Raw genomic sequence first — 17,009 nt, forward strand, 5'->3', positions numbered from 1 at the left:
GGGGTTAGTCTGCCGACAAATTTACAAAAAGGGTGTTATATTCCATCCCCTTTTTTGACCGATTCCGCCCGAAAAAACCGACGGTTCGCGCCACCTCCTGGCCGACCGTCGCACTACAGGAAGCGACGCACCACCCGCCAGATACCAACTCCGACAGCCGCCAGCGCCACCCAGAAACACCACCAGAAGAAGCGCGGCACGTAGCGTTCCCGTTCGACTACCGTCTGCACATCGACCACCGTCACCGTGTCGTGCACCTCGCGCACACGATCCACATAGCGGGTCTGCCAGCGCGTCACCACCTGCAACTCGCCCTCCTCCAGACGGGTCTCCATCTCGGCCATGCGTCCCTTCGCGTCGTGCAGCTCGGCCAGTCGGACGTTCCCCAGCGAGTCGCATTCGAACAGCGCCCGCAGCACCGCACTATCGGGCGCCGTACACACCACCGTATCGACCACCCGTTCGGACCGCACCACCGGTTCATAAATCGTCCGCGTACAGGCCGTCACCCCGCAGCCGGTAGCCACGGCCAATAACAGCCACCATTTTAAGTTTTGATTTTTCATAATTTATAATACCTTTGTAATTATATATGCTGCAAAATTAATACATTTTGTATTAGCAAAATATCGTTACCGAAACATATTACGCCAAGGCTATGCACAAAATCCAGCCCCAGACCGACGCCCAGCGCATCGCCGCCCTGCTCGACTACACCCACCTGAACGGCAAGAACTTCGCCCTGCGGATCGGCTTGCGCTATCCCGACTCGATCTACCACATCCAGCGCGGCCGCAACGGCATATCCGACAAACTGGCCGACCGGATCGTGATGGCCTTCCCGGAGATCGACAAAGGGTGGCTGCTCAGCGGCGAAGGCGACATGCTGCGCAGCGAGCGCAACCGCACCCCGGTCATCACCCCCACCCCCGGCCGCCGGATCGACACCCCCATCGAACGGCAGCGCGTACCGCTCTACGACTTCGAGGCGGTGGCCGGTCTGGTTCCGATCTTCACCAACCAGAATACCCCGATCGACTACATCTCGATTCCCGACCTGCCGCGCTGCGACGGCGCCGTGTACGTGCGCGGCGACTCGATGTACCCGCTGCTCAAGGCCGGCGACATCGTGATGTATAAACAGATCCAGGACTACTACAACATCATCTGGGGCGAGATGTACCTCATCTCGTTCAACTACGAAGGCGAAGAGTTCATCACCGTCAAGTTCATCAAGAAGGTCGAAGAGCATCCCGACCGGGTGCTGCTGGTGAGCCACAACCCCCACCACGCCCCCAAGGAGATCCCCATCGCTTCGATCCGCGCGCTGGCCATGGTCAAAGCCTCGATCCGCTTCAACACCATGGGTTAACGTCCCCGCCCCCCAGCCAGCATGCTCCGCCGCCCGCACCATGGACGAGCCGCCCGGGACAAGGACAACCCCTCCGGAATACGAACGCCCCCTCCGTGCGTCAGCCCAACCGATCACCCACCACAACCTAATACCAAGCCACACACCATGAACAATATTCTGATTCTCATCATCCTGCTCCTGCTCGTAGCCGCCGTCGCCGCCCTGTGGGTACGCTACCGCGCCGAACGTGCCGCCGCCCAGCAAAGTGCCGATGAGTCGGCCGCCCTGCGCATCGAAAGGGAAGAGCTGCAGGAGACCCTCCGCCAAACCGAGTCGCAACTCATCGAACAGCGTGCGGCAGCCGAGCGCGAGCGAGCCGTAGCCCTGGCCGAGACCGCCCGCCAACTGGCCGCCCAGCAGGCCGAATCCGACAAACGGATGGCCGCCGCACAGGCCCAGGCCGAACAGCGTCTGGCAGCGGCACAGGCCGAAATCCGCATCTGGTCGGAACGTTTCGAGACCCAGACCGCCGAGCGGGAGAAGCTGCAAAAACAGTTTGCCGACCACTTCCGCAACCTGGCCAACGACATTCTGGAGGAAAAGACCCGCCGCTTCACCGACACCAACCAAAAGAACATCGGCGAGCTGCTCCGTCCGCTGGGCGAGAACATCGAACGGTTCCGCCAGCGAATTGAACAGGAGGCCGCCGAGCGCAAAGTGCTCGAAGCCGAGATCAAACGGCTCCACGAGATGAGCAACCAGGTGAGCCGCGAGGCCAACAACCTGGCCACCGCCCTGCGCGGCAACAGTAAGACACAGGGTGACTGGGGCGAGATGATCCTCGAGACGCTGCTCGAGAGTTCGGGTCTGAAACGCGGCATCCACTTCCACGTTCAGGAGGATTTCCGCACCGAAGAGGGGAACCACGTCCGCCCCGACGTGGTACTCAACCTACCCGGCAACAAGCAGATGATCATCGACTCGAAGGTGTCGCTCACCGCCTACGCCCAGTACACCGAAGCCTCCGACCTGGGCGACGAAGCGACCCGCAAATCGGCCCTTGCGGCCCACGTCGCCTCGATACGCAAACACATCGACGAGCTGGCCGGCAAGAGCTACCAGCGTCTGACCGCCGCCTCGCCCGACTTCGTCATCATGTTCGTCCCGACCGAGCCCGCCTTTCTGACCGCCCTCCAGTACGACCCGAAGCTGTGGGACGACGCCTACCGCAAGAAGGTGATCCTCAGCAATCCGACCAACCTGTTCGCCATCCTCAAGATTGTCGACGACCTCTGGCGGCGCGACAATCAGGACCGCAACGCACTCGAAATCGCCCGTCAGGGCGGTGCGCTGTACGACAAGTTCGTCGGTTTTGCCGAGAATTTCCTGGCCGTGGGCGACGCACTGGGACGTACCGACAAAGCCTACCGTGCCGCACTGGGTCAGCTTCGCGACGGCAGCGGCAACCTCATCCGCCGCGCCGAGAACCTGCGCAAACTGGGCGTCAAGGCCACCAAGAAGATGCCCGCACCGCTGGCCCCCGCCGCCGAAGATCCAGCCGACGCCGACCTCGATCCGCAAGAGAACGGCACCTCTCCGGCCGCACCCTCCATCGAAAACGCATAACCGCCCCCGATACCGCCCCTCTCATTCTTCCCCTCGTTCCAGCCCCCCTCGCAGGAAAAACCTTCCCCGATTCACTTCTCAACCGTCCTTCGCATGATACTGTTTCCTCACTGCAAGATCAACCTCGGCCTCCATATCATCGCCCGCCGTCCCGACGGTTACCACGACATCGAGACCCTCTTCTACCCCGTCCGGCAGCTCCGCGACGCACTGGAACTGCTCCACGGCTCCACCGCCCCCGACGAACCGGCCGCCCCGACCGACATCGCCTTCAGCTCCAGCGGACTCACCATCGACTGCGCTCCCGAGAAGAACCTCTGTGTCAAGGCCTGCCGGCTACTCCAGACCGACTTCCCCGACCGATTTCCGGCCGACGGTCTCCGGCTCCACCTCCACAAAACAATCCCCTTCGGCGCCGGACTGGGCGGCGGATCGGCCGACGCCACCGCCACCCTCCAGGCCCTCAACCAACTGCTCGGGCTCGGACTGACTACCGAACAACTCACCCCCTATGCCGCGCGGCTCGGCAGCGACACCGTCTTCTTCCTGCACGACACCCCGATGCTCGGCAGCGGCCGCGGCGAACGGCTCACCCCCTACCCCGACCTCGACTTGAGCGGCTGGTGGTTGAAACTCGTCAAGCCCGACCTCAACATCTCCACCGCCGAAGCCTATGCCGGCGTCACCCCCCACCTGCCGACCGCTCCCCTGAGCGAAATTCTCCGACAACCCGTGGAGCAGTGGCGCGAGACCCTCGTCAACGACTTCGAAGAGCCGCTCTCGGCCCGCTACCCGCAGTTGAGAGCCATCCGCGAAGCGCTTTACAGCGAAGGAGCCGCCTACGCCGCCCTGTCCGGATCGGGCTCGACCGTCTTTGGTCTCTTCCGCCAGGAACCCGCACAAAAAAGCCGGAGTGTGAACTATTTCACACACGTCGAGCGGTTATAACGCAGGAAAACACTATATTTGCCTGAATCTTTAACCTAAACTTACCCTATGGCAGTAGATAAAAAAATACTCGACCTTAAACAAAGGCGAGAAAAAGTCTACAACGGCGGCGGCATGAAAGCCATCGAAAAGCAAAAAGCGATGGGAAAAATGACCGCCCGCGAACGCATCATCGCGTTGCTGGATGCAGACTCCTTCTATGAATACGACATCTTCGTCGAACACTCCGGCACCGAATTCGGCATGCAGAACAAAGAGCTGCCCGGTGACGGCGTAATCATCGGTACCGGTTCGATCTGCGGCAACCCCGTGGCCGTCTTCGCCCAGGACTTCACCGTGGCCGGCGGCTCGCTCGGTCTGATGCACGCCCGCAAGATCGCCAAAATCATGGAATACGCCCTGAACATGCGCATGCCCCTGATCGGGATCAACGACTCGGGCGGCGCCCGTATCCAGGAAGGCGTCAACGCCCTGGCCGGTTATGGCGAAATCTTCTTCCGCAACACCCTCTCCAGCGGTGTGATCCCCCAGATCTCGGTAATTCTCGGCCCCTGCGCCGGCGGTGCCGTCTACTCGCCCGCCCTGACCGACTTCGTCTTCGTGGTGGACAAAATCTCCAAAATGTTCATCACCGGCCCCGAAGTGATCAAAACCGTCCTCGGCGAAGAGATCTCGATGGAAGAGCTCGGCGGTGCCCGCGTTCACTGCGAACAGACCGGTAACGCCCACTTCTTTGCCGAAACCGAAGAAGAGTGCTTCCACCAGATCCGCCAGTTGCTCTCGATCATCCCGCAGAACAACCAGCATCCGGCCGAACGCACCAACCCCGAAGAGCCCCTCAAGAAATACAACATCAGCAAAATCGTTCCGACCGACCCGGCCCAGCCCTACGACGTGCGCGACATCATCCGCGCCGTGAGCGACGGCAGCGAATTCGTCGAAGTGATGGAACTCTTCGCCGGTAACATCGTCGTTGGCTTCGGCCGCGTGAACGGCGAGACCGTCGGCTTCGTCGCCAACCAGCCGCTGGTGATGGCCGGTGTACTGGACTGCGACTCTTCGGACAAAGCCGCACGCTTCATCCGCTTCTGCGACGCCTTCAACGTGCCCATTGTCACGATCGAAGACCTGCCCGGCTACCTGCCCGGTGTCGACCAGGAACACGCCGGCGTGATCCGCCACGGAGCCAAACTGCTCTACGCCTACTCCGAAGCCACCGTGCCCAAGATCACCGTCATCCTGCGCAAAGCCTACGGCGGCGGCTACATCGCCATGAACTCGCGCCACCTGCGCGCCGACTTCGTCTTCGCATGGCCGCAGGCCGAAATCGCCGTGATGGGTCCCGAAGGGGCCGCCAACGTGATCTTCCGCAAAGAGATCATGGAGGCCGAAAACCCCGAAGAGATGCGTCAACTCAAAATCCAGGAATACAAAGACAAATTCGCCAACCCGTACGTCGCCGCAGCCAAAGGCTACATCGACGCCGTGATCGAACCGAGCGAAACCCGCAAATGCCTGGTACACGCCCTTCAGGTCGCCCAACACAAAACCGTGCTCCGTCCCGAAAAGAAACACGGGATTCCGCCGTTTTAATCGGCCCAACCGCCACGCCGGAATACACCCCGTCCGCCCGCTGCCAACAACCATCTGAGCCGCCCGGCGCCCAGCCCGCGCCCCGACGAACAGCCATCGACAGCCCGGGGCGGGGAACCACTCCCGGTTTCACCGCGGCCCGGACTCCGCCCGACAAGTTGCGCCGGCAAAACGACCCCGTCGTTCCGATCCTCACCTTGACACGCACAGATCCCGCCCCGCACAGAGACCGGAGAACCCCAACGGCACGAGCCACCCGTCCGCCCGAAAGCCATTCGGACACAGAGAGGGGCGAATCCTCCAGGAGGATTTGCCGCGGCCCGTTCCCCGGCGCGGTCACCCGCCCAACACCAGATCAGTAAACGGAACAGAGACTATGAACAAGAAACAGGAAGCGGCACCGGAGTGGGAAACGCTGGCCACCATGCACGGCACCTACAAAACCACTCTGAGCGCCAAATATAAGAACCGCACCCCGTGGCACGCCAAAGATCCGCGGCAAATCTACTCCTTCATTCCCGGCACCATCACCACCATCGACGTGAAAGTGGGTGACACCGTGAAAGAGGGCGATGTGCTGCTGACCTTCAAAGCCATGAAGATGCACAACACCTACCGCTCCCCCATCAGCGGGAAAGTGGCCCGCATCCACGTCAGCGTGGACGAAGTCGTGGCCAAAGGAGTGCTGTTGATCGAGTTTGAATAGAGCGTGAAGAGAACGACCCCCAAAATCGAGATCTGCACCCGGTCGATGAACTACCGACTGTATGCCAGCGCCATGCAAACGCTGGCATCGTTCGGTTATCCCCGTCGTCGACTGCTCGGAACCACAGCCGACGGCTACATCAAACAAGTGCTCCACTCGAAAGCCGACTACGTCATCAACATCGACGAAGACGCCTTCGTGACCGACCCAGAGGCGCTGGCCGATCTGCTGGACTATTGCATCCGGAACGGAATCGTGAACTGCGGCATGCCGGATGGCGGCGTGTCTCGCATGAGAACACACAACCCACTGGTAACCAACCCGTTTTTCAATATCTTTTCCATTCGGAATCTCCGAGCGGGATTTTCGGAAGCCAAACTGCGGGAATACTCCGTCCACCGACCCGAATACGAAGCCAAGGCACCGAAAGAGCTGTTGAAAACAGACGTGGCACACTGCTACGACTATTTCGAGCCCTACTGCCCCTTCTTCGTATGGACCAGTCAGGAGTGCAAGACCCTCTACCTGGATGCCCGTCAGCACGCCGACGGATGGTCCACCGTCCTGCTCAACCACGAAGGAAAACCCTTCCTGGTACACACGTGGTACTCGCGTGCCTACGGTCAGGATCCGTTCCACACCGCCCGCATCGACGCCATCATCTCGCAATACTCGCAACGCACCCCATCCAACCGGTTCAAAGCATTCGAAGACTGGTTTGCATACCAGTGTCTGCTGCCGGTTCGAAAGAAAATCGAAAAATACCGCGCCAAGCTGTCATCCGGCAACAGGCTGCGGTAACACGTTTTTCTCCATATGCAACAGGGTCGGTTTTCGCTTTCGAAAGCCGACCCTGTTCGTATTCTGAATACCGCCAATTACGCTTCAAGAAACTGTACAAATTCCGGCAACTCCCGCCGCAACGGTTCGGTGTGGAGCCACAGTCGACGCGCCTGTGCAGACGGCGAAGGACGACGCGAAGCGATATCCTCCTGATAGCGGGGCGAGATTTCGTGCTCCCGACCACTCCACTCCCCGAACAAAGCCGGATCGTCACGTTTCATCTGATCACGCAACTGCTCCCGCCCATCGGGATGGCGCATAAAATCGGCCCAGTAGCGGGCCAAACGAACAGCCGGATCATCGGTCGCCAACTGTTCCGCCGTATCATCGAAGAGTTCCCACTCCTGCAACGCGATGTAACAGTAGATCAAGAGCGCCGAAGCATTCAGGTGATCTTCGGGGTCACGATCCTGCAGAAGCTCGAGCATGGCGGCCGCCATCTCGAAATCACCGATCATGAAGTGATCTTCGGCCGAATCATAGACCATCGTGAGCGCCTGCGCCGTGTACGGATCCTCCCAGTCGAGCGTCACGAACTCATCGTCGGTCGCATCCATCAGTTCGCACACCAGCATGCACCCGTCGAGACGAACCTGGCAGGCCTCCTCGATGCGGTTTTGAGCGACCAGCCGATCGGCCAGTGCTTCACGAGCCGCGAAGTGCGCCGGATTTTCAGCCACTATCTCTTTGAGTTTTTCACTATCGAGTTCTTCGCTCAGACGTCGCGCGGGGCGCGCAGGGACCAGTTTATAAACCGTATCGATCACCGGTTCAAGACGGAGAGGCAGTTTCATATGAATATTCGATAAAAAGTTCCAATAAGGCAAATATACCGAAACAATTTGGAAACTTACCGTCGAAATAGTACTTTTGTAGCCAGCGTTGGTCCCGTAGCTCAGCTGGATAGAGCAACAGATTTCTAATCTGTCGGCCACAGGTTCGAATCCTGTCGGGATCACTACCCCATACGGTCTGGCGGATACGCTTATGGCCAGCCCCTGTGGCAACAACACCATCAAAAGGAGTCCTTCTGCTGTCGGACTCCTTTTTCGTATCAACCGTCCCCACGAGGCGGACACCTCCGTTCCTTGCCAGAGCAAATAAAGTTTGCCCCAATACCCTTCCGGCAGACCGCTACTCTCTTCCATGTATGCCTCGCCCCGCTACACCCGAGAGGGACGCGATACCCCACCACCGTTTCCTCCAGACCTTGCAACGTTTTCCGGCAGGTCTACACCCTTCAACGCTCCCCATCGGACCGAGACACACCTGAGATCGCCGCACCTGCCACCCCACACCGAACCCCTACTGTTATAATACATAACCCCAAACATCTATCCCCTACCATGAAAAAATTGTTCACCCTCTTGGCCCTACTGGGCACCACGGGCAGCCTCTCGGCCCAGTACCGACTCGACCTGCGTGACGTCAGTGTTCCCGAGATCCGCTATTTCCAGATGGGAGACCCCGGCCCCGCCGGTCGGGAGATCCGCATCAACAACCTTTACCTCGAGGAGGGAGGCGTTCCCCAGCTCCCCGTGATGGGCGAATTCCACTACAGCCGCATGGACCACCGCTACTGGAAAGACGCCCTGCTGAAGATGAAAGCCTCCGGCATCAACATCGTCGCCACCTACTGTCTCTGGTCGCTGCACGAAGAGTTCGAAGGTCAGCTCTCGTGGGAGGGGAATCTGAACCTGCGCCGCTTCATCGAGTTGTGCCGCGAAGTGGGACTCAAGGTACACCTGCGCATCGGCCCCTACTGCAACGCCGAGATCCGCCACGGTGCCCTGCCCGACTGGATCGTACAGAACCCCCACCTGAAACCCCGTACCAACGATCCACTCTACCTGCGTTATGTCGAGCGGTGGTACCGCGCCATCTACGACCAGGCCCGGGGGCTGCTGTACAAAGATGGCGGCCCGGTGATTGCCATCCAACTGGAGAACGAATACGTCACCCCCGGGATGGTCGTCTCCCACATGACGAACCTCAAACGGATGGCTGTACAGATCGGCTTCGACGTACCGGTCTATACCATGACCCACTGGATGGGCGGCGAATATCCGAAAGGCGAGATCGTCCCCTACGCCGGTTACTACATCGAGACCCCCTGGACCGCTACCGGCAAGGAGGAGATTCCGACCTCGAACTTCGAGTTCTTCTCCTACAACCGCATCTCGGACAACATCGGCACGGACATCATCAAGATTGACGGCGAAGTCGAGTCGCTGAGCGGCGAGGCGAACGACTCCCCGTACTTCACCTGCGAGGTGGGCGTGGGAACGACCGCGTTCTACGGCCGCCGCGCTGTCGTTCCACAGGAGATGGCCGGCGAGAACATCAACCTGCGTCTGGGATGCGGCGTCAATCTGATGGGCTACTACATGTACGTCGGCGGATCGAACCCCGTGGGGCGCTCCCACACCAACCAATCGTCCGGCCCACGCGTCAACTATGACTATCAGGCCCCAATCCGTGAATTCGGTACCCTGGGGCGCGTCATGCCCGAGACCAAGAAGTACAACTACTTCATGAACGACTTCGGCAGCAGTCTGGCTCCGGCCGTGGCCTACCTGCCCACCAGCAATCAGGACACCGCCAACCTGCAGTGGGCCGTCCGCGCCCACGGCAACAGCGGTTACCTCTTCTGCTCGAACCGCCTCTACAAACACGACCGGAACGACTACCCGGACGTGCAGTTCACCCTCGCGCTGGAGGGTGAGCGTCTGACCCTGCCCCGCCAAAAAAGCACCGTCCGCAACGGGGCCTACTTCCTGTGGCCCTTCAACCAGACCTTCGGAGGAATCACCGTCCGCTACGCCACGGCGCAACCCATCTGCCGCATGGACGACCACGGTACCGAGACCGTCTTTCTGTTCGAAGACGACGCCATACCGGCCGAATACCTCCTCGCCGCCGAAGGCATCCGACAGGTGAACGTCACCCACGGCCAATGCCGGAAGGAACGAAACGGCTACTTCATCGACCAACTGGAGGCCGGTCGGGAGTGTATCATCAGCATCGAGAAAAACGACGGTACGACCGTCCGGCTGGTCACGCTGACCGAGCCCGAATCCGACCTGCTTTGGAAAGGCAAGCGCAACGGCAGTGAATTTGTGGCACTGACCCCGGCCAGCCTGATTTACGACGACCGTGCAATCACCCTCATCAGCGAGGAACCCACCACCGAACTGTGGCTCTACCGCAACGGCGCGTTCGAACACAGCCGTTTTCAAGAGTCCCCGACAGAACTGACCGCCACCGTGCGCCAACTTTCGCCCATGTCCGGTGCCGAACGAATCGCCCCGGTTGCGGGCAACTGCCTCAGCCGGGAATTTGCCCTGCACAGCCTGTCGACCATCGAACGCGCCTACCTGCGCTACACGGACGACACACCCGCGACCTTCCGCATCAATGACCAGACGATCGAGAGCCAATCCGTCACCGGTTATCGTCTGGCCGACCTCACCCCGCTGCTCACCCTCGGAAACAACCGTATTGAAGCCACGCTCGACGATCCCGCACGGGGGATGGCGGCTGAGATCGAGATCCTGATGAAGAACGGCGAACGGTTCGTTTGGAACACGGACGGCACCTGGACCGGCGACGACCAACAGACCCCCGCGAACTGTCTGAGCGACAAACGTCTTCCCTCCGCTTACGCTCCCGAGGAGCATTTGGCTCTCTACGAGGTCTACACCCCGACCGTTCTGCACGACGACCGCGAAACCCGGATGTACCTCTCCTATCTGGGCGACGTGGCCAATGCCTACCTGAACGGGCAACTGGTCGGCGACTCCTTCTTCGACGGTACGGAGTGGATTTTGAGTCTCAGCCGCTTGAAAAGCGGGACTTCGGACACTCCGTTCACCATTCGTATCGACGGGCTGAAGTCAGCCGACGCACCGATCTACTTTGAGAAAAACGTTGACCCGAGCCAATGTGTCGATCCACGCATTTCATCCGTCCGGATCAACCGCGAGCACCGCTTCACCGTACAATAGTAACTCCGAGGCTCCGTACGGAACAGCCCTCACGCCGGGCAGGCGGTGCCTCCGGGCACTCCGAATGAGAGGCTGATACCTCCAACCAAGGTAAAACCGAATACCAACGTACAACTGCGGTTGAAGGAAACACCCAATCTGTGCTCCGCCGCGAGCACGCGGACGCCGCCCGCGCAGGGCAGGCGATGAACGGTGATATTGAAAATAAAAAGACAAGCGACCGATTGGGCAAATCACAATCGGTCGCTTGTCTCACTTTATTAATCTTTCAACAAACCGTACGGAACTGCCCTCACGCCGGGCAGGCGGTGCCTTCGGGCACTCCGAATGAGGGACCTATACATCCAAGCAAGGTAAAACCGAATACCAACGTACAACAGCGGTTGAAGAAAACACCCAGTCTGTGCTCCGCCGCGAGCACGCGGACGCCGCCCGCGCAGGGCAGTCAATGAACGGTGATGTTGAAAATAGAAAAACAAGCGACCGATTGGGATTTTGCCCAATCGGTCGCTTGTCTCACTTTATTAATCTTTCAACAAACCGTACGGAACTGCCCTCACGCCGGGCGGGCGGTGCCTTCGGGCACCCCGAATTAAGGGGATTCTCAGCCTCAGTTCCGTTTGTCCTTATCAATCTCTCCGACAAAGCAATACACATTACCGGAAAAATCAACCGCGTATAACGCATTGCCCGAAACAGCCACCGTCCCGAGCACGGGAGCACCCGTGCAATGGCTCCATCGCAACAGCCCCGTCCGACGATCCAAGGCATACAAATAACCGTCCGAGGCACCGATAAACACATTGTCACCCGACAGTACCGGACTAGTCTCAACCACAGCGCCCGGATCGATATGCGTCGGAACCGTATAAAGCATCGCCCGGCCGGTCCGGAAGTTCCACTTCACCTCCAGACTCTCGCGGTCGACCGCCACAACCCCACGATCCGTCGTCCCGAAAATAATCTCGGAATCCGTCACCAACGGCGTCGAAGTATTTTTCAACGGGAAATCATATTGCTTCTGGACGATGGGTTTACCGCTCCGACTGTCGAGTATAATCAGAGAATTCCCGCTGATCATGTACTGGTACTGATCGTACATGGCCGCAGACGAAGAACTCATCGTCATCTGTCCGTCGTAATCATACCGGTCGATGCGCCAGAGCCGCTCGCCCGTACGCGCATCGTTCGCATAGTTGGCTTCCCAGAAAGCGTGCCCGGTGATGATGCCGTTACGGACGGCAAAAGTGATCGAGCTGCCGTGATCCGTACCCCAGCCACTGTTCTGCCACAGGGTCCGCCCCGTCGCAGCCTCCACGGCACACAACGACGAACCGGTACCGGCATACACCACGCCATCGGTGGTGACCAGGCCGTTGTCCAGCGGCACATGTTTATCCATTTTCAGATCCTTCTCCCACTTCAAAGTCCCCTCGCGCGCGTCAATGGCATAGAGGTAACCCTGAATATCCTGTGCAAAGACCACTCCCGCAGTGGCGGCAATGCTGCTGCGGACCGAGTTACGAAGCGGATACTTCCACCGGATCTCCCCGCTGGCAGCATCCATACAGGTGACACTCGCACGACCGCTTCCATTGTCATCCATCGACCCGGCGTAGACCATGCCCTCGTAGAGGATCGGCGTGGTCAGGAAGAGGTTCGCCCCGACATTCTGTACCCACGCCAGGCGCAGTGGAGTCGAGAGGGTATCCAGCACATCCGTCACGTGGCTCGAGTTCTGCAACAGATTCGTCCAGTCCTTCGCCAGACGCACCGTGTCGGCCGGTTGACGGTGATAGACGAACACCTCCCGAACGTTGGAAACCTCGCCATTTCCGAAGAGCGCCTGCACATCGACCGTAACCGTCTGGCCGTCGTGAGCAGCCTCGAGCGGCAAGGTACCGTACCAGTTGAAATCGGTCCGACGTTCCAGCCCCGTGCGAGGTGAATAGGTTTTGCCGCCGACCATGTAGCGACAGCGGACGGCCGTTACCGGCGAGACCGACGAATAGGCATTGACGGAGAGCGGCACTCCGCCGTCAGGCAGAACCGGTGCCTGCATGTTTCCGATCGAAGCGATAGCCACGCGCTTATCCAGATAGGGGTAACGGAGCTCGGAAGCCAACGTACCGTCGGGCGACACGCTCAACACGCGATACGAAGCCGGCGAGTGGTCATAGGTCACCCCGGCCACGCCGTTCGAGCAGATCATCTGGACGTCGGAGCCGTCGTACTTGAACATCCGATGGTTGTGCCAGTGGCCATACAGCCACGCCTTGAGGTTGCGGTCGGCCAGGTCGATAAAACCTTTCTCCTTGCTTCCGAAGCGGAAATGGCCGTCGCCACTGTGGACGCTGTGGTTGAAGGCAATGATCGGAGTTCCTTCGGGCACATACTTCAGGTCGTTTTTCAACCACTCACCGATACTCTCGTTGTTGTAGGTCGGCCGGCCGTCGCCCACCGGCATCGGGGTGACGATATAGTGAACGTTACCGACATTAAACGAATAGTAGGTCGGTCCGAAATATTGTTCGAACCGCTCTTCGCCATAAGCCCCCTCACCGAGGTCGTGGTTGCCCACGCAGAAAAACACCTGCGAGGTCGGCATATTCCGGTTATTCAGGAAGTCACGGTAGGTGGCAAAACCTTCGCGGGTGATGTCGCCCGTGTGGACCACGAAAGCGATGTGCTCGTTGGCCACATAGTCACGCAGCTGGCGGGTGCTGACGGCATGACCGTCGGCCGCCGTCCGCTCAATATCGAAGATATGGGTATCGGAGATGTGCACGAAGCGGTGAGTTCCGTCGGCCTTCACCGAGGCCGGATCGGCCGCCTGAAGAGCAAAGTCATAGTGGGCCCGGGTGGAGTCGATGCGGAGATAATAGTCTTCGCATCGGTACCCGTTGGGGAGCGAGATATAAACGAAACGGGCATTGGGGTGGCCGTCGAGACTGAAGTTGCCCGACGCATCGGACTGGACGACATTCAGCCCGTCGGTGACGGAAACGCCCGGGAGCAGTTTTTCCCCCTTGTCGTATCGGCGGTTGGCGTTCGCATCGACGTAGACACGTCCGCCGTAGGGTGCGGCCCAGAGGCCGACGCTGCAAAACAGCAGCAGAGTGGTAAGGGCTATTTTCATAATGGAGCGAATTTGGGATTATTTCGTATTAGCAAGCATCAGTACGTACAGGCGGAATTCGTTTCCCCGGGCACGCAGACATTCATTATTGGCGTAAAACACGCCCCCACTGCATGTTGCATCGAAACACGCAGGGAGCGCTGTTGGCATCCGTGAGGTCAATGGCGCGGCGTTGGGGCAGGCCACAGATGGCGCACACATCCGAATGCCCCCCGAAGAGACACATCGCCACCACCGGATGACAGCGGGCCAACCGTCACAACTTCAGGCTACTCGGCCAAATACCAATCAGCAAAGCAATGACAGTCAAAACGATTACACAGACCATCCATTACACGGCATAACCGGTTTAATGTAACAAGTACGATATGTAATTCTAACAAAGATAGGATTCTTTCTTTCGATTTTCCAGCCCATTTTTACGTTCCCGGGGCCAGATTCACAATAACCCCCCAGCCCCACACACAACGAATCTACAATAACCCTTCCCCGGCAAAAGACAAAACCACCAAATCATCACACATTCAAACAGTTATTCACTATATTTGCTAAACATATCCATACCCTTCCCCTATGAAAAACACACTTTTCCCATCCGTATCGATTTGCAGTCTGTTGCTTTTGCTCGGAGCCTGCGGTCAGAATCCCGGACAAAAGACCCTGGAGAGTGACTACCTGTCAGTCACCATCGACTCGAAAGGTTGCATCCGCAGCCTGCTCGACAAAGACAATAAACAGGAATACGCACCGGAACAATATGCCGCTCCGCTTCTGAGCCTGTACGTGGGCAACGACTCGGCGATCACCCCCACCTCCGCCCGGTTCGATGACGACCTCATCATTCTCTCCTACCCCGGCGGCAAGACAGCCCGGGTCGAAGCCACCGAAAATGATACCCACATCCGGTTCCGCCTGGTCGAACTGGAGAACCGCGGCGATGTTGACAACATCGTCTGGGGCCCCTACCACACCACCATCCGGGAGTACATCGGCGACATGATCGGCGTAGTGAGCAACGACCACTACACGCTCGGGCTGGTGGCCGGCGACGACAACACCACCACCGGGCTGCCGTGCGACGGCGACTGGTCGCAGATGTACTACTACGTCCACTCGGTCGACCCCGAGAAGCAGCCGCTTCCCGACTCGTTGTACGAAGGACAGAAGTTCCGGATCGGAGGCGACGGCTGGAGCGACGTGGCCTTTGCCTCCCGCTCCGAAGAGTTTTTCTACATGAGTGCTGGCAACGGTGCCAGCTTCGACCCCGCCACGAACACCTCATCGTTTGTCATGCACGCCCGCGACAGACGCCGGCCGCAAACGATTTTCTTCACCCTGCTCCCCGGCTTCACCGGGATCAACGAACCGCGACACCACGACGTGGAGACCATCGACGTCGATTTTCTCCCCTCGACAGTCGCCCTGTTCGGCTGCCCGAAAGACAAAACCCTCAAAACCATTGAACAGATCGTCAAGACCGAAGGTCTCCCCTACGTCACCCAATACGGGAAGTGGGTCCGCGACCCGGAGAGCTTCCGCGCCGACATCGCCTGGTGGGGGCCTCACGACAGCCTGATCTCCTACGCCAAACAACTCGGCATCCGCGCCATTCAGGACGAAGGCATGGGTGAATATTATCCCAATCCGGCCGATCGGTGGGCCGGCAAGAAGATCCGGTACGGCGGCGAGCAGATCCCGATCGAAGCATTCACCGCCCGCAGCAATCCGGAAGGGATCGCCTACGGTCTGCACACCCTGTGCGAATTCCTGCAACCGCACTGCAGCGACGTCAGCCCCGTCCCGAGCGACAGCCTCTGCCTGGTGCTCCGGACCCGGATCACCGACGCGATCGACGCCACCCAGACCGACAACATCCGTGTGGCCGACACCAGCTGGCTCAACGAACACGGCACCTGGCACTGCAACAAGCTGAACGTGCTGAAGCTGGGGAAAGAGCTGCTGACCTACGAAGGCGTCACCACCACACCGCCCTACACCCTGACCGGCGTGACACGCGGCGCCTACAACACCCAAGCACAACCCCACCCGGCCGGCGAGACCCTCGGCAAACTGCAGATGAACTGCTACAACGGATTCGTTCCGAACATGGCCCTGCAGGATGCGTATGCCGACTACTACGCCCGCCTGCTGACCGACGGCGGGATGAACTACGTCGATTTCGACGGACAGGAGAGCTTCATCTACCCCGGCCACGGCTTCTACACCATGAAACGCTTCTACCGGCTGCTGATGGAGAAATTCCGCGAATACGGCGGCAAAGAGTTGCGCATCATGGGGTCGGGCGTCACCTACGGCAACTGGCTGTTCATGGCCAACAGCAACACCGGCGGCGGCAACCACGTCTTCAACCCCGTCACCAACGAGTGGGGCATACAGGGCAAGGATGTCCGCAACATCAACATGAACAACTTTGTACCGCCGACCTTCGGCATTCAGACCTTCGATCCGGCCTGGAGCCTGCAGACGATCGAGAACCTGCAATCCAAAGCGATTGCCTGGGACGCCATGTACATGCTGGGGCTGAGCGAAGAGGCGGTAGAGAAATGCGCATCAAAGTACGAGCTGTTCCGGGCATTCCGCACCTGGGAAGATGCCCGCGTGGCCTGCGCCTTCCCGCAGGAGCTGAAAATCGAGATGCGTGAAGCCGACAAACTGTATCACCTGGAGCAAAACGATGCGAACTCCTGGACCCTGTACCAGGTATCGCCCACCGGTGAGTACACCAATCCCCGCACCCTGGAAGCCAAATACGAAGCGGAATAGACCCGTCTG

11 protein-coding genes and 1 tRNA gene are annotated in these 17,009 nt (G+C 59.3%); 9 read left to right on the forward strand and 3 right to left on the reverse strand.

The features are described 5' to 3' along the window. Nucleotides 1-113: 113 nt before the first annotated feature. The gene (locus tag BQ5379_RS05075; RefSeq protein WP_143039393.1) at nt 114-566 is read right to left on the reverse strand and encodes a hypothetical protein; all 453 of its coding nucleotides are present in this window, start codon (nt 564-566) and stop codon (nt 114-116) included. 92 nt (nt 567-658) lie between these two features. Here BQ5379_RS05075 and BQ5379_RS05080 point away from each other — a divergent pair, with 92 nt between their 5' ends. The 6 genes from BQ5379_RS05080 to BQ5379_RS05105 all read left to right on the forward strand — a co-directional run bounded on the left by BQ5379_RS05080 (nt 659) and on the right by BQ5379_RS05105 (nt 7,028). Beyond that, on the forward strand, nt 659-1,372 hold the full coding sequence (locus BQ5379_RS05080) for a S24 family peptidase (RefSeq protein ID WP_083377596.1): 714 nt from the start codon (nt 659-661) through the stop codon (nt 1,370-1,372). Between the two features lie 147 nt (nt 1,373-1,519). Next, nucleotides 1,520-2,980, forward strand: coding sequence for a DNA recombination protein RmuC (rmuC, locus tag BQ5379_RS05085; RefSeq protein WP_071134437.1), 1,461 nt, complete (start codon nt 1,520-1,522; stop codon nt 2,978-2,980). Between the two features lie 93 nt (nt 2,981-3,073). Next, nucleotides 3,074-3,928, forward strand: a complete 855-nt coding sequence (gene ispE, locus BQ5379_RS05090; RefSeq protein WP_071134438.1) for a 4-(cytidine 5'-diphospho)-2-C-methyl-D-erythritol kinase — start codon at nt 3,074-3,076, stop codon at nt 3,926-3,928. Between the two features lie 48 nt (nt 3,929-3,976). Further along, on the forward strand, nt 3,977-5,521 hold the full coding sequence (locus tag BQ5379_RS05095; protein ID WP_071134439.1) for an acyl-CoA carboxylase subunit beta: 1,545 nt from the start codon (nt 3,977-3,979) through the stop codon (nt 5,519-5,521). A 376-nt stretch (nt 5,522-5,897) separates the two neighbouring features. Beyond that, nucleotides 5,898-6,227: an acyl-CoA carboxylase biotin carboxyl carrier protein subunit gene (locus tag BQ5379_RS05100; RefSeq protein WP_083377598.1), complete on the forward strand. Its 330-nt coding sequence runs from the start codon at nt 5,898-5,900 to the stop codon at nt 6,225-6,227. A 3-nt stretch (nt 6,228-6,230) separates the two neighbouring features. Next, complete coding sequence (locus BQ5379_RS05105) at nt 6,231-7,028, forward strand: hypothetical protein (RefSeq protein ID WP_143039394.1); 798 nt, start codon at nt 6,231-6,233, stop codon at nt 7,026-7,028. Nucleotides 7,029-7,105: 77 nt separating this feature from the next. Here BQ5379_RS05105 and BQ5379_RS05110 read toward each other — a convergent pair whose 3' ends face one another. Beyond that, nucleotides 7,106-7,864: a tetratricopeptide repeat protein gene (locus BQ5379_RS05110; protein ID WP_071134441.1), complete on the reverse strand. Its 759-nt coding sequence runs from the start codon at nt 7,862-7,864 to the stop codon at nt 7,106-7,108. Nucleotides 7,865-7,954: 90 nt separating this feature from the next. On the opposite strand from BQ5379_RS05110, the gene BQ5379_RS05115 reads away from it, so the two are divergent. Continuing rightward, nucleotides 7,955-8,028 (forward strand) — tRNA-Arg (locus tag BQ5379_RS05115). Nucleotides 8,029-8,416: 388 nt separating this feature from the next. Continuing rightward, on the forward strand, nt 8,417-11,077 hold the full coding sequence (locus BQ5379_RS05120; RefSeq protein ID WP_071134442.1) for a beta-galactosidase: 2,661 nt from the start codon (nt 8,417-8,419) through the stop codon (nt 11,075-11,077). A gap of 610 nt (nt 11,078-11,687) precedes the next feature. On the opposite strand, the gene BQ5379_RS05125 is transcribed toward BQ5379_RS05120, so the two are convergent. Next, nucleotides 11,688-14,216: an outer membrane protein assembly factor BamB family protein gene (locus tag BQ5379_RS05125; protein WP_071134443.1), complete on the reverse strand. Its 2,529-nt coding sequence runs from the start codon at nt 14,214-14,216 to the stop codon at nt 11,688-11,690. A 573-nt stretch (nt 14,217-14,789) separates the two neighbouring features. Here BQ5379_RS05125 and BQ5379_RS05130 point away from each other — a divergent pair. Beyond that, nucleotides 14,790-17,000 (forward strand): hypothetical protein, encoded by a 2,211-nt coding sequence (locus BQ5379_RS05130; RefSeq protein WP_143039395.1) that lies wholly within the window; start codon nt 14,790-14,792, stop codon nt 16,998-17,000. Nucleotides 17,001-17,009: the final 9 nt, after the last annotated feature.

The organism is Millionella massiliensis (assembly GCF_900104655.1).
GTDB classification, from domain to species: domain Bacteria; phylum Bacteroidota; class Bacteroidia; order Bacteroidales; family Rikenellaceae; genus Rikenella; species Rikenella massiliensis.